At 63.1% G+C, this 21,705-nt stretch carries 17 protein-coding genes; 3 read left to right on the plus strand and 14 right to left on the minus strand.

All coding sequences use genetic code 11. The features are described 5' to 3' along the window. Positions 1-132 precede the first annotated feature (132 nt). From AC3WUM_RS20170 to AC3WUM_RS20180, 3 genes are all read right to left on the minus strand, one after another. Positions 133-2,499 (minus strand): TonB-dependent receptor, encoded by a 2,367-nt coding sequence (locus tag AC3WUM_RS20170; protein WP_492412534.1) that lies wholly within the window; start codon positions 2,497-2,499, stop codon positions 133-135. Positions 2,500-2,670: 171 nt separating this feature from the next. After that, a complete protein-coding gene (locus tag AC3WUM_RS20175; protein WP_492412536.1) occupies positions 2,671-5,124 on the minus strand; it encodes a TonB-dependent receptor in 2,454 nt (817 codons plus the stop codon). A gap of 255 nt (positions 5,125-5,379) precedes the next feature. Beyond that, complete coding sequence (locus AC3WUM_RS20180; protein ID WP_492412538.1) at positions 5,380-6,036, minus strand: flavodoxin family protein; 657 nt, start codon at positions 6,034-6,036, stop codon at positions 5,380-5,382. A gap of 82 nt (positions 6,037-6,118) precedes the next feature. Here AC3WUM_RS20180 and adhP point away from each other — a divergent pair, with 82 nt between their 5' ends. Next, positions 6,119-7,150, plus strand: a complete 1,032-nt coding sequence (gene adhP, locus AC3WUM_RS20185) for an alcohol dehydrogenase AdhP (RefSeq protein WP_492412540.1) — start codon at positions 6,119-6,121, stop codon at positions 7,148-7,150. Between the two features lie 197 nt (positions 7,151-7,347). Here the strand turns inward: adhP and AC3WUM_RS20190 are convergent, their stop codons facing one another. The 9 genes from AC3WUM_RS20190 to AC3WUM_RS20230 form a co-directional block, all read right to left on the minus strand. Continuing rightward, entirely contained in the window at positions 7,348-7,698 is a 351-nt protein-coding gene (locus AC3WUM_RS20190) for a hypothetical protein (RefSeq protein ID WP_492412541.1), read from the minus strand. 176 nt (positions 7,699-7,874) lie between these two features. After that, entirely contained in the window at positions 7,875-8,279 is a 405-nt protein-coding gene (locus AC3WUM_RS20195; RefSeq protein WP_492412543.1) for a VOC family protein, read from the minus strand. Positions 8,280-8,292: 13 nt separating this feature from the next. Then, entirely contained in the window at positions 8,293-8,763 is a 471-nt protein-coding gene (locus AC3WUM_RS20200) for a DUF5990 family protein (protein ID WP_492412545.1), read from the minus strand. A 60-nt stretch (positions 8,764-8,823) separates the two neighbouring features. Next, positions 8,824-9,222, minus strand: coding sequence for a VOC family protein (locus AC3WUM_RS20205; protein WP_492412547.1), 399 nt, complete (start codon positions 9,220-9,222; stop codon positions 8,824-8,826). A gap of 455 nt (positions 9,223-9,677) precedes the next feature. Then, entirely contained in the window at positions 9,678-9,860 is a 183-nt protein-coding gene (locus tag AC3WUM_RS20210; RefSeq protein WP_492412549.1) for a hypothetical protein, read from the minus strand. A gap of 701 nt (positions 9,861-10,561) precedes the next feature. Further along, positions 10,562-11,512, minus strand: coding sequence for a hypothetical protein (locus AC3WUM_RS20215; protein WP_492412550.1), 951 nt, complete (start codon positions 11,510-11,512; stop codon positions 10,562-10,564). A 75-nt stretch (positions 11,513-11,587) separates the two neighbouring features. Beyond that, entirely contained in the window at positions 11,588-12,067 is a 480-nt protein-coding gene (locus AC3WUM_RS20220) for a hypothetical protein (RefSeq protein WP_492412551.1), read from the minus strand. A gap of 1,275 nt (positions 12,068-13,342) precedes the next feature. After that, complete coding sequence (locus tag AC3WUM_RS20225) at positions 13,343-15,082, minus strand: FAD-dependent oxidoreductase (RefSeq protein ID WP_492412552.1); 1,740 nt, start codon at positions 15,080-15,082, stop codon at positions 13,343-13,345. A gap of 148 nt (positions 15,083-15,230) precedes the next feature. Beyond that, the gene (locus AC3WUM_RS20230; protein WP_492412756.1) at positions 15,231-16,355 is read right to left on the minus strand and encodes an acyl-CoA dehydrogenase family protein; all 1,125 of its coding nucleotides are present in this window, start codon (positions 16,353-16,355) and stop codon (positions 15,231-15,233) included. A 299-nt stretch (positions 16,356-16,654) separates the two neighbouring features. Here AC3WUM_RS20230 and AC3WUM_RS20235 point away from each other — a divergent pair, with 299 nt between their 5' ends. Further along, entirely contained in the window at positions 16,655-17,740 is a 1,086-nt protein-coding gene (locus AC3WUM_RS20235; protein WP_492412553.1) for a 3-ketosteroid-9-alpha-monooxygenase, oxygenase component, read from the plus strand. 193 nt (positions 17,741-17,933) lie between these two features. After that, positions 17,934-18,506, plus strand: coding sequence for a hypothetical protein (locus AC3WUM_RS20240; RefSeq protein ID WP_492412554.1), 573 nt, complete (start codon positions 17,934-17,936; stop codon positions 18,504-18,506). A gap of 32 nt (positions 18,507-18,538) precedes the next feature. On the opposite strand, the gene AC3WUM_RS20245 is transcribed toward AC3WUM_RS20240, so the two are convergent. Continuing rightward, a complete protein-coding gene (locus AC3WUM_RS20245) occupies positions 18,539-19,915 on the minus strand; it encodes a sigma-54-dependent transcriptional regulator (RefSeq protein ID WP_492412555.1) in 1,377 nt (458 codons plus the stop codon). Positions 19,916-19,928: 13 nt separating this feature from the next. After that, entirely contained in the window at positions 19,929-21,674 is a 1,746-nt protein-coding gene (locus AC3WUM_RS20250; RefSeq protein WP_492412557.1) for a sensor histidine kinase, read from the minus strand. Between the last annotated feature and the right edge of the window lie 31 nt (positions 21,675-21,705).

Here is a 21,705-nt window from a genome sequence, read left to right on the forward strand (position 1 = left end):
GATCTCTTGCCCATCTCGTTCTCCGTTCATCAGAAAATTACCAACGTCCTGATGTACGTCAAACCGAGGCAGGGTCACTCCCGCAAGCGGGAGAGGGGAACAGCATGGCCTCTGGCTAAAAAAGGCAGCGCACTACCACCGCACCGAGCCCGTGATCCCGAACGTCCTCGGCTCCACGAAATTCGCCACCGTCAGGCTGCCGAAGCTCGGGCCGAAGTCGATGTAGTTGGTGGCTGCGTCTTCGTCAGTCACGTTGCGCATCCACAAGGCGAATTCCGCCGACCCGCTCGAGCCAACGCGGATATCGGCCAGCGCGAGCCGCAGGTTGAGCAGCCCGTAAGCCTTCACGCGCGTGTCCGCGGCGACCTGGTTCGCAGGGTTGTACTGCGTACTGCCGGGACCGTCGAGCTGGTAGGGATAAGTGAAGAAGGCGCCCGTGTAGGCGTAGTCGACGACGCCGCGCAGCGTTCCCCACGCTGCGCGATGCAGCGTGCTGTCGAGCAGCACATTGAACGTGTGCTTGGGCGCATGCACGAAGGCGCGGTTGTCGGCCGCGTTGCCGGCGACGAAGCTGCCCGCGTCGCTGGCGTCGGCCGGTGTCGCGTCGTCAGGGTTGCGCACCAGGTCGGTGAACTCGTCGTATTCGGCGTCGAGATACGCGTAGCTCAGGCGCAGCTGCGTTCCCTTCACCGGCACGAGCACGGCCTCGATCTCGGCGCCCTGCACCGTCGCCTCGCCGGCATTGCGGATGACCGAGCCGGCCGCGCTGGTTTCACCGCCGACGAAGGTGGAGGTCTGCATGTCCTTCAACTCGTTGTGAAACAGCGCGAGATTGAACAGCGCCCTGCCATCGAACCAAGTGGTCTTGGCACCGATCTCGAACGAGCGCTGCTTTTCGGGCTTGAACGGCGTCTGCGTCTCCTCGATGTTGATGTTCGGGCGATCGGCCGGCGGCGCGGTGTTGCTGTATTCGCCGTTGAAGCCGCCGCTCTTGAAGCCTTCGGCGTAGCGCGCGTAGAGATTGACGCCCTGCGTCGCGCGCCAGGCGAGCGAGGCCATCGGCGTGGTGGCTTCGAAATCGCCGCTGGCGCGCGTGCCTTCGGGAATGAAGTAGAAGAACGGATCGCTGGTCGAGCCGCTGACTCCGAAGCTGCGGGTCAAGTCCTTCTTCTCGCGCGTGTAGCGCGCGCCGACCGCGGCGGTGAGCTGCTCGGTGAGCCGATAGTCGATCTGGCCGTAGGCCGCCCAGGCCGAGGTCTTGGTGCCGTAGCGCGAGTCGTAGTTGGCGCCGCCGAAGATCAGCTGCTGCGGATTGTAAGTGTCGCCTTCATCGCCGAAGTAGTACACGCCGGCGACGTAGTTGAGGCGTTCTCCGCTGCCGAGCAGTTGCAGATCCTGCGACAGCTGATCGTAGTCGGTGAAGCGCTGGGTGAAGACGAAGTCCAGCGGCGAGCCGTCGATGTCGATCGAATCGTTCCACTCCAGGCGCCGATAGCCGGTGATCGACTTGAGCGTGATCTGCTCCGAAAGATCCCAGCTCAGCGTGAACGAATGGCCCATGATACGGGCCTGTTCGAAAGTCGGCGCATCGATGTCGGCCTCGTCCTGGCGCTGCGTCGAGGCGTACGAGGCGAGCACCGGATAGAGATCGGCGAGCGGCCCGAAACCCGGGTCGAACAGCCCGGTCGGCCGCAGGCGATAGAGCTGGTTGTAGTTGTTGCTCTGGTTGACGTTGGAGCGGTCGAAGCGGTACTCGCCGGCCCAGTCATCGGCGAAATCGAAATCGGCCGCGATGCGCACGGCGTCGTTGTGTCGATTGTTGAGTTCGTCGACCGAGCTCGTGCGTGCCGTGTCGACCCAGCCGTCGCGTCGCTCGCTGCGCACGCCGATCGAGATGCGCGCGATACCCCACTGCGGCAAATCCACCGAGGCCTTCTGCACGAGCGCGTTGTAGTTGCCGTACTCCAGGCTCGCGCTGCCCGAGAACTGCCCGCTCGGCGCGCGCGTGCGCAGGCTGATCGCGCCGGCCAGCGTGTTGCGCCCGTACAGCGTGCCCTGTGGGCCACGCAGCACTTCGACCTGGGCCAGATCCACCACGTCGAATATCGAGCCCTGCGCCTTGCCGATGTAGACGCCGTCGACGTAGATGCCGACCGCCGGGTCCCAGTAGATCGCCGGATTGATCTGGGTGACGCCGCGAATCGCGATCTGCGAAATGGTGTTGTTGGAGGGCGTTCGGCTGATCTGCAGGCCCGGCGCGAGCGCGGACAGATCGTCCACGCTCTGGATGCCGCGCGACTCGATCTGCTCGGACGAGAACGCGGTGACCGCCAGCGGCACGTCCTGCAGCTTCTCTTCACGGCGTTGGGCCGTGACGACTACCTCGGCGATGCCACCCTCTTCCACGCCCGATACTGCTTGCGGAGCATCGTCCTGGGCGGCTGCCGTCAGACAGATCGTGGCCAACAGGCTCGTCATCACGCGACTGCTGTGATTCATGCGGCTCTCTCCCGTGTTCGCGAACGCGCGGTGGCCGTCTGGTTCGACGGCCCCACGCTTATTGGTATGCGCAAGCCCGGCGATCGCCGGACCTGCTCTTGAATAGACCGCGAATGCAGCCGATGCCTCACCCGTAGAGACGAGCTCGGCGCCCCCGCGCTGCGCGAAGGCTTACTGCCAGCGGTAAATCAGCTCCGCACCGATCGTGCGCGGCTCGCCGAACAGCACCGCCCGATCGGCATGCGGCTGGTTGTCGATCGCCGAGATCACGTATTCCTTGTCGAGCAGGTTGCGTCCCCACAAGGCGACTTCGGCCTTGCCACGGCTGCCGGCCGCGATCTCGCCGAGGCTCAGTCGCGCGCCAAGCACGCCATACGAGTCGATTGCCGTCATGCCCTCCTTGCCCGGCTGGCGGCTTCCCTTCCGGTCGCCCGTGTAGTTGTAGTTGAGGTTGCCGCGTAGCACGCCCCAGCTGCGATCGAGCATCGTCCAGTCGATGGCCGCGACGAAGGAATGCGGCGGCGCCGAGACGAACGAAAATTCGTCCGTCACATCTTCACCGTTGATGTTGCGCACCTTGGTGACGTCGGCATCGAGATAGGCGTAATCGAGCGAGAGCAGCAGGCCCGGCGCGGCCAGCAGCGTGGTTTCGAGCTCGAAGCCGCGCATGCGCGCCTTGCCCGCGTTGGCGACCTTGGTGTCCGACACCGTGCCCGAGATCAGGAAGTTGATCTGCATGTCGGTGTAGTCGCTGTAGAACACGTCGGCGTTCACGCGCAGCCGATGCTGCAGCCATTCGCTCTTGACGCCGAGCTCGTAGGCGTCGACGCGCTCGGGCGCGAAACCTTCGACGAAACCGTAGCCATAGTCGATGCCGTCCGAAGCCGGCCCCGAGTCGCCCGATATCTGCGGATCGCGCGTGTTGAAGCCGCCGCTCTTGTAGGCCTCGGCGTACTTCGCGTAGACGTTGACGTCGCGGTCGATGTCGAAGGCGACGATGCCGGTGATCGCGTCATCGCTGAACTTTCGCTTGGCGCGCACATTGTCGAAGCGATCGGCGCTGCTGAGCAGCACGGCGGTTCCGAAGCCGTTGAAGCTGCCTTCGAGGTAGGTGTCGTTGACGCGGAATTTGAGCGCTTCGCGCCGGTCTTCGGAATGCCGGTAGCCGAGCGTCAGATGCAGGCGCTCGTCGAGCAGCTTCGGCGTCCAGGTGCCTTGCGTGTAGAAAGCCAGCGCCTCGTTGTCGATGCTGTTGAGCACCTGGTCGAAGTTGACGAGCCGCGGGTTCAGCAGGCCGCCCAGCAGCGGCTCCAGCGGCGCGATCAGCTCGGGGCTGATGTTGCTGCTGAACTGGTGATAGCGCTGCTTGCGATCCTCCTTGGCCTTTTCACTGAAGTAGAAGCCGCCGACGATGTATTGCAGCGCATCGTCGAACAGCAGGCCGCTGAGCTGCAGCTCGTGCGACCACTGCTTCTGCGTGGTGCGCGGAATCATGAGTTCGGTCGGCCCGCCGTTGGCGACCTGCGCCGCGGGGCCGTCGTAGACGTTGCTGTCGAGCCGATACGTGGTCGAGCCGGCGCCGCCGCCGAGGTCGGTGTAGGCCGCATCGTCGAGCTCGCGATGCGCGCCGATGTACTTGAGCTCGTGCGCTCCGAGGTCGAGCGTGAACGTCGCCGCATGGCCTTCGATGTCGACACGCGATTCTTCGAGCGGTGCGCCCGTGGCGAGCGATTTCAGGCGATGGTGGCTGTACACCGACTGCGACTGCGCGTAGCGCTTGAACAGTTCGGCGGCACCCTTGTCGCCATCGGGCGGCAGCACGGCCTGGTAGAGATAGTTGTAGTAGTCGCTGCGGCTGCGGTCGTAGCTGTAGTCCACCGTGAGCGAATCCGTCGCCTGCCAGCGCAGGTCGAAGCGGCCAGCGAGATCGTCACGATCGCCGAAATCTCCGCCGGGGCCGTCATTGTCGACATAGCCATCGACATTGCTCGCGAGCACGGCGAGCTTGACCGCGAGATCGTCGGCCAGCGGCACGTTGACCGAGCTGCGCAGATTGCGGATGTTGCGCTCGCCGAGGCCGAACTTGTGGCTCATCGAGAAGCCGTCGGTCGACGGTCGGCGCGTCACCAGGTTGACCGCTCCGCCCGTGGTGTTGCGCCCATACAGCGTGCCCTGCGGGCCGCGCAGCACCTCGATGCGTTCGAGATCGGCGACGTCGAAGGCGTTGCCGGTCGATCGCGCGATGTAGACGCCGTCGATGTAGACGCCTACGGGCGGATCCTGCGTGACCTGCGCATCGAGCAGGCCGATACCGCGAATGAAGAAGCGCAGGCTCGCATTGCTGGTCGGAAACGGATCGACCGTCATGCCCGGCACATTGCTGCCGAGATCGCCGAGGCCGTCGATGCCGCGTGTCGCGAGCTGATCGGCATTGAAGGCTTCGATCGAGATCGGAGTCTTCTGCAGCGACTCGCTGCGCTTCTGCGCGGTGACGATCACCTCTTCGAGCGCCGTCTCCTCGGTGGCTGCGCTTTCGTTCTCGCCGGGTTCTCGCACTTCTTGAGCGGACAACGAGAACGGCAAGGCCACGGTGATCAGCGCAAGACGCATATCGAGCTTCTTCATGCTTGCCTCCCCAGACAAGAATCGTGACACGTCGGCGATGCTAGGGGGGCCTTCGAAAAAGCTTCCTCATGCAAGCGGATGAGGGATGGCGCCGTTCAGCAGGTGATGGCTCGGTCAGGCCACGGGGGCGCAGCCTGCTTCATTCGCTGAAACGCCTTGCCCTCTCCCGCTTGCGGGAGAGGGGTTCTCGAGACTTCATATATCCGAGCCTTGTCATCTTGGACGATAGCCGCATGCGCCAAGCACCAGGGATCTTCACGCGACGGGAATGGAAGTCACCGTATCGGCAAACTTCCTGAGCTTTCTGCACCCTCTCGTTTCGGACCAGAAATCGCCATCGTCCAGCGCGACGCCCGGAAAACGATCCCGCTCGATCACTTCCGCATACGGATCGATCAGTGCGCCCATCTCGGCGAGGCACTGTTCTGAGCCGCTCGAACTCATCGTGCAGAACAGTGCCACGCGCGGCATCACCGATGCGTAGCGGCCAAGATAGCTGCGCACGGGACTCGAGACGCGCGCTGCCCAGACCGGCGATCCGACCACGACGATGTCGTAATCCCTCGGGTCGTGCCGCATCTGGTGAATGCGCGGCTTGATCTCGGCGAGCGCCTCGAACGCGCAGCGCAGCATGCCCAGCCGCCCCGTGCGCTTCCCCGAAACGAGAATTTCTTCTTCGTCGGCTCCGAGCATTTCGGCGAGCTGGCGCGCCACGCTGCGCGTGCGTCCACCCCGCGAATAGGACACCACGAGGATTTTCCTCGGGCGATGCGGAGTCGGGCCGCCGGCATCCGCGCTCGCTCCGGGCGAATGCTCCGGCGGCTTCTGGTCCGAACCCGTCGGGGACAATGTCATGAATGAACTCCTTCGATGCGGTTTCGTCAGCGTCCACTCGTGACTCGACCTCGGCATTGATCACGGTCAAGGTGAGGCGTCGGGTGTGCGGCGATCCTAGCTGCACCGCCATCGAGCACGACCGGACGAGATTCCGACCATGACCCAGACCATGAAAGCCGCTGTAGCGCATCGCTTCGGCGCAGCCTTGAGCATCGAAGAAGTGCCGGTGCCGACGCCGGGCCCGGGCGAAGTGCTCGTGCGCGTCATCGCCAGCGGCGTCTGCCACACCGATGTGCATGCCGCCGACGGTGATTGGCCGGTCAAGCCGGTGCTGCCGTTCATTCCGGGACACGAAGGCGCCGGCATCGTCGCCGCGCTCGGCGCGGGCGTGAAACATCTCAAGGAAGGCGATGCGGTGGGCGTGCCGTGGCTGCACGACGCCTGTGGCGGCTGCGAGCACTGCATGACCGGCTGGGAAACGCTCTGCCACGATCAGCACAACACCGGCTACGGCGTGCAAGGCTGCTTCGCCGAATACGTGATCGCGAACGCCGACTATGTGGGCCGGCTTCCGTCGAATGTCGACTTCGCTTACATGGCGCCGATCCTGTGCGCCGGGGTCACCACCTACAAGGGAATCAAGGAAGCCGATGTCCATGCCGGCGAATGGCTCGCCGTTTCCGGCGTGGGCGGGCTCGGCCACGTGGCCGTGCAGTACGCCAAGGCGATGGGCCTGCACGTGGTGGCGATCGACATCGGCGACGAGAAGCTCGAACTGGCCCGCTATCTCGGCGCCGACCTGACCGTCGACGCCACCGATCCGCAAGCCTGCGAACGCGTCATCCGGCAAACCGGCGGCGTGCATGGAGCGCTGGTGACCGCCGTTTCGCTCGGCGCCTTCTCGCAGGCGCTGCGCATGCTGCGGCGCAAGGGAACCGTGAGCCTGGTCGGCCTTCCGCCGGGTGAGTTCCCGATTTCGGTCTTCGATCTGGTGCTCAACCGGCTGACCGTGCGCGGCTCGATCGTGGGCACTCGCAAGGACCTGCAGGAAGCCATCGATTTCGCCGCCGAAGGCAAGGTTCGCCCCACCATCACGCGGGCGCCGCTCGCCGACATCAACCGTGTGCTGAGCGACCTCAGGGAAGGCCGCGTCAACGGCCGCGTCGTGCTCGACATCGCGAGTCCCTGAGCCGACTCGCGATCGGCGCGGCGGCGGTGATCAGTCGCAGTGATCAAGGCTTTCGCCTTCACTGCGGGAGAGCATGAGCATCGCAGGTACGCTCGGCATGATTCGACGCAACCCATGCCGGCGTGATGCCGGCCACCGATGCGTGCATGCGCCAATTCGGCCTGTAGCTCGATTGCCTGTGCCGGGCCGAATGATCTTCAGCGCTTGAGGGCTTGCCTCAGATCGGAATAACTGTCGCGCAGGGTCTCGAACAGCAACTGGGTCGCGTAGGCCACTTCGAAGCTCGACTTGTCGATCGATTCGCGTGCTGCGTGCACCTGGTTCCGCAACTCGTCCCAGCGCTGCTCGGCAAGCTCCCAACGGTCTTTCGCCTCGGCCTTGAACAGGTGCGCCTGCAGCGCCAGCTCGTCGCGGAGCTGCGCCAGGGAATCGAAATCGTGCAAGGAGAAAGGACGCGGTTTTTTCATCGGGGGCTCCTGCCGCCGGCGGGATAGCGGCTTGTCGAGCGCATGGTGGGACACCGAGGTCCGCTGCGCCTTGACCCGCATCAAGCGACTGCGTCGGAGGCCCGGCTTCGTCCTCGCCGCTACTGCAGGCCACGACGCACGAGCTTTTCGAACTCCGCCGCCGCGAACACCGGCACCGCAAGCGACGTACAAAGCCAGTTCGATCCAGCCGAGCGGGCCCGATACGAAAGACGCGGTGGCGATCACCCGCAGGCGCGTTACGCGCCCTTGTTCTTCTCGTCCCAGGCCATCGGCTCCCACAGCTCGACCTTGTTGCCTTCCGGATCCATGATCCAGGCGAACTTCCCGTTCTCGTGGGATTCGGGCCCGCCGACGACTTGAACGCCATCCGTGCGGAGCTGCGATATCAAGCTGACCAGATCATCGACCCGGTAATTGATCATGAAAACCGAGTCGCTCGGACTGAACCACTGGCTGTCCTTGTCCGCGATGTTCCAGACGGTAAGCCCCTCGTCATCGGCCTTGTCGTCCGGCCATTTGAAAATCGCCCCGCCCCAGCTTTCGAGCGCGATTCCCAGGTGCTTCTGATACCAGCCAGCCAAGGCCGCACTATCGTTTCTGCTCTTGAAGAAGATGCCGCCGATTCCGGTGACCTTCGCCATCGCTCGCCTCCTTTCAAACCTTCGGATTAGACAGGACTTTCCAGCCTCCACCGAGGATTGGAACCGTTCCGCAACAGGGGCCACCGTCTCGAGCGAGACCATGGATCTCCGCAAGAAGAACCGCATTGTCTTGTGCGAGGACGGCATCGACCAATGCCCAGGAGATGGTGCCTGTCTTGATCTTGGCACGCCGGGTCCACTCAGTACCCGTTTGTCCCGCCATCGTTCCCGAGTTCAGGTAGAGAAAGCGATCCGAGACCGGCCCCTGTGCGTAAAGCCCAAGGATGTTGGGCACCTCGCTCCCGGTCCGAGACGCAACTCGGACTGGCAGGTCGAACACCAGCTCCCCATCCGTACAGCTGCCGGGTCCGAGCAGTTCCGATTTTCCTCGCTGCACCGCGAATCTCACACCGCTCGGAGCGTCCCTGACCACGATCCGGACCATGAGCTCGCGATTCTCCATACCTGCGCGATCTTTCTTCATGACGGACGCTCCAGATCCAAACCAGCTGTGCCGCGAATGGCCTCGGTGTTTGCGTTGGGCCTATCGCTGCGCCGACTCAGCGTCATGGCAGACCGCTTCAATGTTGTGTCCATCCGGATCGCGAACGAAGGCGCCGTAGTAGTTTGGATGATAGTGAAGGCGCAAGCCCGGCGGCCCGTTGTCCGTCGCTCCAGCGCACATCGCCGCAGCATAAAAGGCGTCAACGAGCGCGCGGCTGGAAACACGGAACGCAACGTGGATGGGCGGAACATTGGGCCCGCCAGCGCCGATCCAGAAATCAGGCTTTGGCGGAACGCCGAAACCTGCCGCGTCATGGCCACCAGTCAGTTCGCCCGGAACCTCCATGAGTAGCTGATAGCCGATGGGCCCGAGCGCAGCGACGTAGAAGGCTTTGCTGCGCGCGAAGTCGCTAACTGCGATTTTGATGTGGTCGATCATGGAATGTCCTTACTTCCTAATCTTCGTCGGTAGCTAGCTTTAAGCCCAACCTTCAGTAGCGCAGCGGAATCAATACGTCGGCTGGAAGCTCTTATTGGACCGCATGGCGCTACCAGAGCCGCAACAGTGGAAGATGCGGATAAATGAAGGTGTACGTGACGGGAACGATAACTCCTATAGCGACGTGCCGCAGCCCGATGATGGGCGAACGCACGGCCAAGATAACCCCAAGCACTACGCAGGCGATGCATAGCAGAACTAGTAGGCAACCCGTAACGAGCTCTATGAGATCCGAAGCACCGTAGGGCTCACCGGGCTCCGGAATCCAACTAGCCCATACCAGCGAGCGGAAAGCCAAGCCGAAAGCGGCCAGGAGCAAAACTGCCCATGAAATCCCGGCTGCGGCTCGGCTTAGAGATGCGGCCTCGATCATGCGCTTTTCAAGGACTGGTGTCCTAGCTCAGCCCACCACCCGGCTTTTCGGATGGTTCGGCCGTAGCGCCTTGTTGGGTGCCAGGAGCGATGTAAATAATCTGCAACTGATGCTTTGATGCGATGGCTAGCATGGCTGCGATAGCCGCCATGCCAATAATAACAACAGGCAACGTTGAAAAAATGTAAGCACTGATGACAAACATCAGAAGCAATGCCCATTGAATCTTGGTGACAGCCTTTGACTGGCATAGGCCGGATCGGCAGCTGCCGCATTGTGTAGCGACTCGGCCCGCGGCTATGGCTTTTCTCCATAGCTCAATGCGAGCGCCGCATACGGGGCAAGCCGATGCTTGTTGCTGCTTCATGGAGCCCAGCGCAGAGCTAAGCGGACGGCCGGCTTTTGGGCCGTTTCGATTGAGCCCTCTGGACTACCTTTGACTCGAATATAGCGACAAGCCCTAGAAGAGTTTCACGCTCAGCAGCATCCATCTGTGCTCCCGTATCGTTCAATAGGCCGGCGACGAGGTAATACTCGGTTTCATTGCGAATACAGCCGCGCCTTATGACTGCCTTGTACTTACTCCAATAACGCCGCCGCACCTCAGAGAGTGTAATAACCTTCCGGGCACGGAAAGCCGCATCGACTGCTGCAACCTGCGCCGGTGTGAAATCTCTTGTTGCCTCTATCGTGTCGTTTGTCGCTTGGCGAAGGCCTGCAAGTCGCTGAGACTTGCTGACCTCCCCGGGTATAACGTCCATGTGATGCGATGGATGGATATCGGAACTTTCTGGGATGCCCCGTAAAAGAGTGGAAAACAGACTCACATACGCCGACAAGTCCGCAAACTCCTGCTCATTTACTAATGACATTTTCGGCATAGCTGTCTAAGCCCGACGCCCCGGTTCACGCGTGGCCCGGACGGAGCGGCGAAGCCACAGAGCCCGGGACGTCGCCTTGAAGCAATGGTTGGGCGACACGCCGAACTGCGCGCACATTCAACTTGAGATCCGGCGACGAAAATTGTGGATAGGTAGTTCGAATAGACCAATCTTTAAAGCCATCTGGCTCAGAGCACCTCTGCTCAGAGGCATCTATGAGCTTCAGAGTGTTCTCATAGTAGTCGGACACTTTGGGGTCGGCATTGCACGAGGAGACCGCCGCGCGAAGACTGTGCTTTCGGGTTCTTCGCCAATGCCTTGGCCAGTCCAATGCGTAGTCCGAGAGGACAGCGCCGGTGCCGTGCTTAAGGTGCTGCCTGAAGTTGATGGTGAACCTAGCAGGTACCACCTGTCTGATGAAAGACGGGGTCAACGAAGCACCGACAATCTTCTGCGCCTTCTCTCCTCTGGCTGCATCGATCATGGGCCTTCCAAGAAAGACTCTACGTTGTTCATCGATAATGGACGGGCCCAGAGAAATTGCGCCTCGAAGCGGCAAACCAATTTCGAAGGCGTGACAAAGAAGGTTATTGCATGCCTCGAGAAAACGATCACAGGGGATGATGTGATACTTCCAACCCTCTCCGGGGTCTGTGCCCTGCGACTCTCGTTCGGCCTCAGATAAAGAACGTGCTTGCGGAAAGTGAGCGTGCGCCCACAGCACGATTGAGTCGCTAGCATAGGCTCCATTCACACGATTGAAGATAAAGGCGTCACCGTCCGCGGTCCAGGTAGCTTCGTCTTCAATATGAAGAAAGCGGTTGAGTTCGCTTGCATGGACGTTCATCGCATTGACGTCGCTAATGAGCGCATCGTATAGCTTGGCCATCTCGCCGAGTCCAAGCTGCTCAAACTTTGATTCGAAGCCGAGGACATCGAACAGCGCGACGAAATACCACAGGTGCTCGTTGTTCATGGCGCCCAATTCCGAGCTTAAGCCGCAGCCATGCCGAAGCGAAGCGGAGGTGTGGCTGTCGGCTTGAAGCTCTCGCTAGAGCGTGACACGGCCATCTAACCTCTCCTTGTAGCCTACCAATGGTGCAACTGCATTGAATGCTCTTGCTGCAAACGCCTCTACAAGCCCCCACACAGGGAAGTGCTTCTGGCCCGTTATGATGTACTCCAGCTGCTTTGTAGAATACAGGCCATTTAATATTTCAAAGGCTCCCTCCTCTGGCCCTTCGAATGTGGCGTGATTCAGCAAGCCCAGTTCTTTTGCCTTTTCGAAGCACGCAACCAAGTTGTGATTTAGATCCCGTATGCCCTTAAGCGACACGCCGCAATGAACGAGGTAGGACTTGAGGGTGAGTTCTATTGCGTGACCAACCAAGTACATGGCTGGGATTGGAGCCACGATTTCGAACCCAGGGCGGTGGCCGATTTCTTCGTCAACGACAACCGCCGCTTCAAAGAACTCGTATGCATAGCGAATCAGGCCGAGTGCTGTAGTTTTCTCGGGATCGTTATGCATTGCCATAGCTCCAACGCCAAATTAAGCCGGGGACCGGCCGCGAGGCTGGGCTGTCGGTCTTGAATTGATGGTTATGCCTTCGCTAAGACTCACAGGTTTTAGTCTCATAATTGTAGCGGCCATCATGATCTAGGCATCTATCTACCCGCCAATAGTGGGTGCGGCTTTGCAGCATGGCCACTAGCAAGCCCACGGCTATGCAACCTAGCCCCTTTGCAATGCCTCGACGGCTTTCAATAAATACCGCGCGCACAGTCCAGATAAAGCCGACGACCACGAGCAGCATCGAGACGAACAGCACCGCGTATTCGACTAGATCACGCATGGCTCTTTGTCAGCATCACGCCAATTAGAAGACACGGATTTTCCCAGTAAACTGACAACGCATTTCGACAAGCTCCACACGGTCTTCGTAACCCCTTGAATGATATAAATCTCCCAACTCCCCGGTGGGATTTTCATGTCCGATAAACCGGCGGGTTCGCAGAGCCCGAAGGCGCATCTAACAGATGCGCCTTCGAACTTGCGCCAGGCATTACCGCCCTCGGTACGGAACCGGGTTTTGTTGCCTGGATTAAACCCTTCATCCTGTTGCGGAGCAAATGGAGGGCTTGCGGCTTCGCTGGAAAGGGGATCGATTTCTCTCGGTCCGAAAATCGCCATCGGCATGGCATGGACGAATAGGCTCGCGTGACTTGAAGCCGCTGAGTCTTATGGCTCAATCGCAGGCTGATGCGGGCTCGTCGCGCTCTGCTCGAGTGGCATCTGATCACAGGCCATGCCGATATCTTCATACCAGCGCATTGGCCGTGCCAAACGGCACGAACGGGTCTGCAATACGGGTTTGCGGCGCAAAACCCATGGCTGGATCGGCGCCCGCTCGATGGGAAAGCTAGCAGCAGAGCGTACGCGGAAGCACCGGCTGCACAGATTTCCGCCCCGCCTCACCGCATGTGATTCACCGTTGCTTCGCCAAACATTTCTGGGTTCCGGCAACGCATTCGCGAGATCCGACTCCGACTCATTTTGGCGCGAAGGCGGTTCAAAAAGATACGAAGCCGCTTCCGGATGAGCCGGGCTTGCGTCAAAAAGAGTCGGCTAGGACTGTTCGCGGACCTGCCTGGGTTTCCGGAACAGCCGAATCGATCCCCAACACCCGAACTCGGGTCGAGATCAGTCGAGTTCGCACCAGAATGAGTCGGCTTCGGGATCGGATCAGTCGAACTCGGGTGTTCAGGAGTCCAAGCCGGCTGCTGAAGACACCTGTTTCACTGGTCAGGACGGCATCTGGATGCTTTGACCCACGACCGCCTTCGCCATATCCCCGGCCGCCACATAGCCGAACGTCATCGCCGGCCCGAGCGTCGAACCCGCACCTGCGTAGGTCGGCCCCATGACTGCCGATGAGCAGTTGCCGATGGCGTAGAGCCCTGCGATGACACCGCCGTCCTCGCGCAGCACGCGTGCGCGCTCGTCGGTCAGCAGGCCGCCCTTGGTACCGATCTCGCCTGCGTCGAGGCGAAGCGCGTAGAACGGTGGCTTCTCGATCGGCCCGAGGCAGCTGTTGGGCTCAACCTTCGGATCGCTGTAGTAGCGCTCGATCGACAGCTTGCCCTTGCCGAAATCGAGATCGACGCCGGTCTTGGCATAGGCACCCATGAGTCGCACGGTGTCGCGCAGGCCGGCCGCATCGACGCCGATCTTGGCCGCGAGCGCATCGAGTGTCTCGGCGCGGTAGTACACGCGGTCCTGCCATTCGCGCGGCAGTTTGCTGTCGGGCGCGATCTGGCCGGGCAGCAGCGGGCCCATCGGATACTTGTAGCGAAAGTTCGCGTCGAACACGATCCAGCACGGCACCGCGCCGCCGCCGCGCGCATGCTCGGCGTACATCGCATCGACGACGTCCGGATACGAGGCCGCTTCGTTGACGAAGCGCTTGCCCTGCCGATTCACCATCACGCAGCCCGGCAGCGAGCGCTCGATGAACAGCGTGGTTTGCTGCGCGGCGCCCGGCACGTGCACGGTCGGCGATCCCCAGGTGCGATGCATGAAATCGAGCTTGGCTCCGAGCGCCTTGCCGGCGCGAATGCCGTCGCCGTGATTGATCGGCGGCGCCGCGGTCCACTGCACCTGCGTGGGTTTTGGCAGATATTCTTCGCGCATCTGCTGATTCGATTCGAAACCACCACATGCCAGCACCACGCCACGTCTCGCTCCGATACGCAGCTTGCGGCCGCCGGTTTGCGTCGCGAGCACGCCCTGCACTCGCCCATCGCTTTCGATCAGCGAATCGAGTCCGGTGGACAAACGCAACGGCACATTGCGCTGGATCATCGCGTAGCGCAGTTGCGCGACGAGGCTTTGGCCGAGCACTTGGCGGCGATCGCGATGCGTCTTGCGGCGCCAGCCCAGGTCCAGCGCATAGCGCAGCATCATGCGCAGCGTGAGCCAGAGCCAGCCTTTTGCGCGCGTGAACAGCACATGCGCCTGGATCTGGTCCATGCCGATGCGGCCCATCAGCTGCGTGCCCTTGAAGGCTTCGCGCTGATTGAAGAACTCGTCGCCGAGCCTGGATGCATCGAACGGTACCGGCTCCAGCGAACGATAGCCGTCCTTGCCGCCGGGCTTGTCGGGATAGTAGTCCGGGTACTTGGGAACACAGCGAAATTCGACGCCGTGCCGCTCCTGCAGAAAGCGAACCATCTCGGGCGCCTTGCGCAGATAGGCTTCGATGCGCTCGGGCGCGACGCTGTCGCCGATCAAGGTCGTCAGATAGACGTGCGCCTCTTCGAAGCTGTCGCGTCCACCGTGCGCCTTCATCTGCTCGTTGCACGGAATCCAGATGCCGCCGCCGGATACCGCGCTCGTGCCGCCGTACTGATCGCTTTTTTCGAGCACGATGGCGCTCAGGCCAAGCGATTGCGCGCTCAGTGCCGCGGTCATGCCGCCGGCGCCGGAGCCGACGACGACCACGTCGTATTCTTCATCCCAGGTGTTGCCGCTCGCGTCTGCCATGACGTATTCCCGATCCGACTGCAGTCATCATCTACCGGCACAAGCCGGAGCTTAGAGTTGGTGGCGCATCAAAAGCCCCTCTCTCCCCGCCTTCGGCGGGACTCTCTCCCGCGAGCGGGAGAGAGGAACGGCCGGCACTTTCTTCGAGCTAGAGGAAGAAGTCGGTATTGTCGCGGCCCAGCAGCACGCCGCCGAAGTTGCGGCCGAACACGTCCGGGTTGTTCGCGTAGTGCGCGCGCGCCGACAGGATGTCGAGGAAGAAACGCACGAGCGGAAAGTCGTTGAAGATGCCGCGGCCACCGCAGGCCGAATGCAGCTGGTAGGCGTGCCGGGCGCAACGCTCGACGACCTGCGCGGCCTGGTAGCGATAGAGCAGGCGCGTGTTGAGATCGACCATCTGCCCAGCCTTGATGCTCTCGAGCAGCGTGCCGAAGTTGCGCATCAGCGTGGTCTTCATCTCGTCGATGGCGACCGAGGTATCCGCCACCGCCATCTGCGCAGGCACCTGCTCCGAGGTCTTGGCGCCCATGTTGCCGGTCCAGTTGCCGCCGAACTCGACGAAGCAGTTCAGCGCGCCCTGCAGGCCTCCGATCGCGGCGGTCGAAACCGCGCGCACGAAGATCTGTCCGAAGGGCAGCTTGTAGAGATTGGCTGTGAACGTCTCGCGGCCCGGATTGGTGCCCATGAAGCCGTCACTTGCCTTGTGCGTGCGGTACTCGGGCACGAACACGTCCTTGACGATGATGTCCTTGGAGCCGGTCGCCTTGAGGCCCATGGTGTTCCAGGTGTCGACGACTTCGTAGTCCGACTTCGGCAGCAGGAAGGTGCGGTATTCCGGCGGCTGGCCTTCGTTGAAGATCAGGCCGCCGAGAAACACCCAGTCGCAGTGATCGATGCCGCTCGAGAAGCCCCAGCGGCCGCTGAAGCGAAAACCGCCTTCGACCGGCGTCACCTGCCCCTTGGGCATGTAGGTCGAGGCGATCAGCGTCTGCGGATCGCGGCCGAACACGTCCTGCGCCGCACGCGGATCGAACAGCGCGATCTGCCAGTTGTGCACGCCGAGCACGCCGTAGACCCAGGCCGTCGACATGCAGCCTTCGGCGAGCACCATTTGAATGTCGTAGAACACCTGCGGGTCCATCTCGTAGCCGCCGTAGAGCTTGGGCTTGAGCACTTCGAAGAAGCCCGCGGCCTGCATGTCCGCGATCGTCTCGGCCGGCAGCATGCGCGCCTCGGCGGCCTTGTCGGCGCGCTGGGCGAGAACCGGCACCATCTCGCGGGCCCGCTGGATCAGCACTTCGGGCGTGACGATCGAGGTGACGTTGTGGCGTTGCGATTGCACGGGGCTCTCCTGCGATGTCGATGGGTCTATCGCGGCGGCGGATAGATCGTGGCGACTGTTGCCGATGGTCGCCGTGCTGGCTTCATCCGAAGTGAGTAGTGGCGACGACGCGGTGGGTCACGCGCTTCGCGCCGACCCAACCCGCGATCATGCGAATGGACGATGCGTATGCGCGGGCAGCTTCCTAGCCTGCCTCCCAGCATCGATCGGACGTGCAACAGGAGCGGGTAATGGCGACTTCGAAGGACTACGGACTGGGTGAATTCACCTTTCCGCGCGGCTGGTTCATGGTGGCCGAGTCCGAGAAAGTAACGAGCGTTCCGCAGGGCGTGCGCTACTTCGGCCAGGACTTCGCGCTCTATCGCGGCAAGGACAGCGGCAAGGTGATCCTGCTCGACGCCTATTGCCCGCACATGGGTACACACCTGGCGCGCAACAACACCTCCTACGTGATCCAGGACGGCGCCGTGGAAGGTGATTCGATCCGCTGCCCTTACCACGCCTGGCGCTTCGGCCCGGACGGCAAGTGCAACCACATTCCGTATGCGAGCGGCCCGATTCCGCCGGCCGCGCGCGTGCGCTCGTGGCCGGTGGCCGAATCGATGGGCGCGGTGTTCGTCTGGTACGACGCCGAAGGCGGCGAGCCCGAGTGGGAGGTGCCGTTCATCGACAAATGGGACGATCCGTCGTGGGTGCGCTGGCGCTTCGACGACCTCGGGCAGATTCAGGTGCACCCGCAGGAGATCCTCGACAACATCACCGACGTCGCCCACTTCAATCCGGTGCATGGCTCGCTCACGCAACGCTTCGAGAACGAGTTCCGCGGCCACAAGGCGATCCAGCGCATGGCCGGCGGCCATCGCACGCTGACCACCGAAGGCGGCCCGCAGCTCGTCACCGAGGCGATCTATCACGGCCCGAGCGTGCTGATCACCTCGATGACCGGCACGCACGATTCCTACATCTTCATCGCCCATACGCCCGTCGACGACGGCTCCACCTACGTCTGGCATGCGCTGATGGTGAAATCGCCGACCGGCCAGGCCGTGGCGAGCGCAGAAGACCTGCCGATCGCACGCGGCTACCAGGACTTCGCGCTCGCCGCGTTCGCGCAGGACTTCGATGTCTGGAAGCACAAGCGTCCGTGCATCCAGGGCCTGTTCGTGCAGGGCGATGGCGCGTTCCACAAGCAGCGCACCTGGTATCGGCAGTTCTACAACCCGCGCGCCAAGCGCGACGAGTATCTGCGCGCTTCCGAGGGCATCCACGTCCCCAAGGGCATGCAGCCGTTCAGTGGGAGTTCGAAGGCGGCCTAGCGCCCGGCCTTCGGTCGTTCGACGACAGAGCCGCGTTCATCCTGAACGCGGCTCTTGTGTTTGCGGGCTCCGGATCGGCCTCGATCGGCGTGCGCCTGCGGGAAATGCGGCAGACTTGCGCTCGCACTTTATCTTCATGCCGATGCCCGATCCGATGAACCGTCCCGCGATTGGCCAAGCCACTCGAGCTTCGATGCTCGTCGGCCTTTGCGCCTTGCTCGCGCTCGCCGCCGGCGCCGAGGAGCCGCAGATGACCTACGCCTTTCAGCCGTCCGAGCGGCATGCGCAGGAGCTCGCGCAGATCGCCTGCCGGGAACCGCATGGCGTCGAGGTCGACCGCATCAAGGCCGTGACCACCCGGCAGAACGATCTCGAGCAGGCATTCGGGGTCGTCGAATGCAAGCCCCACGACTTCATCCGCGGCCAGCCCGTGCGCTATTCGGTCGATTGCCGACGCAGCGACAAGCGCTGGGATTGCGACGAAGGCGCCCTGGAGTTCGCCGTCGCGCTCGGCAGCAAGACCTTGAGAGTGAGGCCCGGGAAGTTCGACAAGGACTTCGCGTACGACACGGTTCAACGCATCGCCACCGCCGGCAACTTCCAGGGTGTGTCGCTTGCTGAGGCAATGCGTTCACCCTGCGCACTGTCTGCCGGCGAGAAGAGCGAGCTGATCGAGATTCACTGCACGGGCGTGCGCGTCATCGCCTCGCAGTGGTGTCCGCGAGGCGGCTGTCCGCGCATCATCTCGGTGGACAGAAGCTTCTAGCCGCTCGGTTGCGGCGTTCGCGATGTGCGCGGCTACAGGCCGTACTTCTTGATCTTGTACCAGATCGAGCGCTCGCTGATCCGCAGCAGCTGGGCGGCCTTGGACTTGTTGTCTCCGCTGGCCTCCAGTGCGCTGCGAATCAGGCGCGTCTCTAGTTTTTCGATGGCCGTTTCGAGGTCGAGGTCGCCGATGTCGCCTTCATTCGCGCTCGGCGGAGATGCCGCGGCGCTCGGCGATTCGATCGGAAAATGCGCCGCCTGCAAACGACGCCCGCCCGAGAGAATCAGCGCACGCTCCACGAGGTTGGCGAGTTCGCGGACGTTGCCGGGCCAGGCGTAGGCGCGCAGATGCGCGAGCGCCTCGTCGCCGAGCTCCGGCGCGACGGCGGTATCGCCGACTTGCTGCCTGATGAAATGCGCGACCAGCGCAGGCAGGTCGTCGAGCCGATCGCGCAGCGGCGGCAGCTGCAGCGAGAACACGTTGAGCCGGTAGTACAGGTCTTCGCGCAGTTTCTGCTGTTCGACGGCCTGCCTGGGCGAACGATTGGTCGCGGCGATCACGCGCAGATCGAGCTTGATGCCTTGATTGCCGCCCAGGCGCTCGACCTCCGATTCCTGCAGCACGCGCAGCAGCTTGGTCTGCAGCGCCACCGGCATTTCGGTGATCTCGTCGAGGAACAAGGTGCCCCGGTTGGCGAGTTCGAATTTGCCGATGCGCTCGCGCAGCGCGCCCGTGAACGCGCCCTTCTCGTGCCCGAACAGTTCGCTTTCGAGCATTTCGGCCGGAATGGCAGCGCAGTTGATGGCGACGAACAGCTCGTCGCGACGCGGCGAAGCGCGATGGATCGCGCGGGCGACGACCTCCTTTCCGCTGCCGGTCTCGCCGCTCAGCAGAACCGTCGCCCGCGTCGGCGCCACCTGCTGGATCTGCTCGCGCAGCTTGAGGATGGCCGGACTCGCGCCGACCAGGCCCTGCCAGACACGGTCGTCCTGCTCGCGCAGATACTGGTTGCGATCGAGCACGCCCTGCACGCGCAGCACGCGGTTGATCGAAAGGTCCAGCGCCTCGACGTCGAAGGGGCGCAGCAGGTAGTCGCAGGCGCCGAGCCGCATGGCCTCGACGGCGCTCTCGATGCTGCCCTGGGCCGTGATCATGATCAGCGGCACGCCGATGCCGGCGTCGCGCAGCTTGGCGAGCAGCTCGATGCCGTTGACGATCGGCATGCGCAGATCGCTGATGACCAAGTCGAAGCCGCCCTCGCGCAGCAACTCGAAGGCGGCCTGGCCGTCGCCGGCACTGACGGTCTTGTGGCCGCGCCTCGACAGCATGATCTCGAGCACGCGGCGCATGTTGGCCTCGTCGTCGACGACGAGGATGCGCAGGGACGGCATGGCGATGCTGGGGCTCATGGGCGGATCACGTTCATTGGGTCAGCGGCGTCGGCAGCCAGAAGCGGAACGCGGCTCCGCCGAGGGCGCTGTCTTCGACCACGATGTCGCCGCCATGTTGCCTGACGATCTGGCGCACCACCGCCAGGCCCAGGCCGATGCCGCCTTCGCGCTTGAAGACGAAGGGTTCGAAGATGGCGCGCCGGTCTTCGGCCGGAACGCCGGGGCCGTCGTCGCAGACTTCGACGATCCAGCGCTCGGCCTCCTTGCGCGTGCCGATCTCCACGTGTCCGCCGGCCTGCAGGACCTGCAGCGCGTTCATCGCCAGGTTGAGCAGGACCTGTGTGATCTGTTCGCCGTCGCAATCGACCCAGGCTTCTTCGGAGGCCCGCCGGATCGACAGCGCGATGCCACGGTCGCGCGCCTGCGCGGCGAGCAGCATGCAGGCGTGATCGATGATGGCGTGCAGATCGTCGCGCCGTATCTGCGGAGGATGCGTGCGCGCGCTATCGAGCATCGAGCTCACGAGCCGGTTCAGGCGTGCGACTTCGCTCTCGATGATGCCGGTCAGTTCGATGCCTTCCGCACTCAGGCCGGGCTCCATGCGCAGCATCTGCGCGGACGAACGCAGGATGCCGAGCGGCGTGCGCACCTCGTGCGCCATCAGCGCAGTCACTTCTCCGAGCGCGGCCAGCTTGGAGGCTTGCGTCAGCGTGGCCTGGGATCGATGCAGGTCTTCGACCAGCCGGACGAAGCTGCGATTGAGTTCGCCGATCTCGCCGGGCCCTTGCGGCGGCGTCGGTGGCGGTGGCCCGGGCTGCAGGTAACGGCGCGTGAAACTGGTCAGTGCGACGACCGGCCTGGCGATCACGCCGGCGACCCAGCTCGACACCAGCACCGTGATCAGCAAGGTCACCGCGAGCAGGCTCGCGAAGGTCAGGCCCATGCGGTGAACCGGCGCCAGCGCAAAAGCGCGTGATTGCAGCAGCAAGGTGGTCCAGCCGAGGCTCGGGTACGGATCGATCGGCGTGGAGCGGGCGGACCCCACGAGCAGATCGCCATCCATCCAGCGCATGCCGCTGAGCGCGCGGATGCGGCTCGTGTCCGCACTGCGCCACTCCGAAGCGTCGGCTCCGGGCTCGGCTCCGGCCTGTCGCAGCGCGGCGGACGCCGCGACGACGCGATGCTGTCCGTCGACGACGAGCACCTGGCGCGAGGGATCGGCCGCCGCATCGAGCCGGCCCAGCAGTTGCCGCCAGTCGTACTCGAGCACGAGCTCGCCGAGCTTGCCCTCGGTGAAGCTCGATTCGATGTCGGTGCGGATGCGCAGCTTGTCGGCGGCGATGCGTTCGAGGCGCACCTGCCCGCCCGGAAGATCGAGCGTCATCCAGGCGGCGCCCGCGACATCGTGCTGGCCGATGCGCCCGGCCGAGCTGCTCGCGACGACGCGTCCCCGCGTATCGACGGCGAGCAGATCGACATAGGCCGAGCCGTAGCGGCGCTTCATCTCGGCCAGGAACACCGACAGCCGCTTGTCGACGTCGTCGAGCCGCAGATCCTGCATCACTTCGAGGTGATTCCAGGTGGTGGCGTTGAGCAGGCGTTCGAGCAGCAGGCGATCGAGCTCGGCCGAGGTGGCGGCGGTCGAGCGGTCGATGCCTTGCTCGATCTCGTCGAGCATCGCGGTGCGCGAACGCTCGAACGCCAGCCAGGTGACGCTGCTGGCCGGAATCAGCCCTGCCAGCAGGAACGCGGCAAGCAATAGCCTACGGATGGTCACGATCAGCGGATCACAGCCTTGCGTTCGATTG

It is taken from the genome of Hydrocarboniphaga sp. FW305-C-57 (assembly GCF_058783045.1).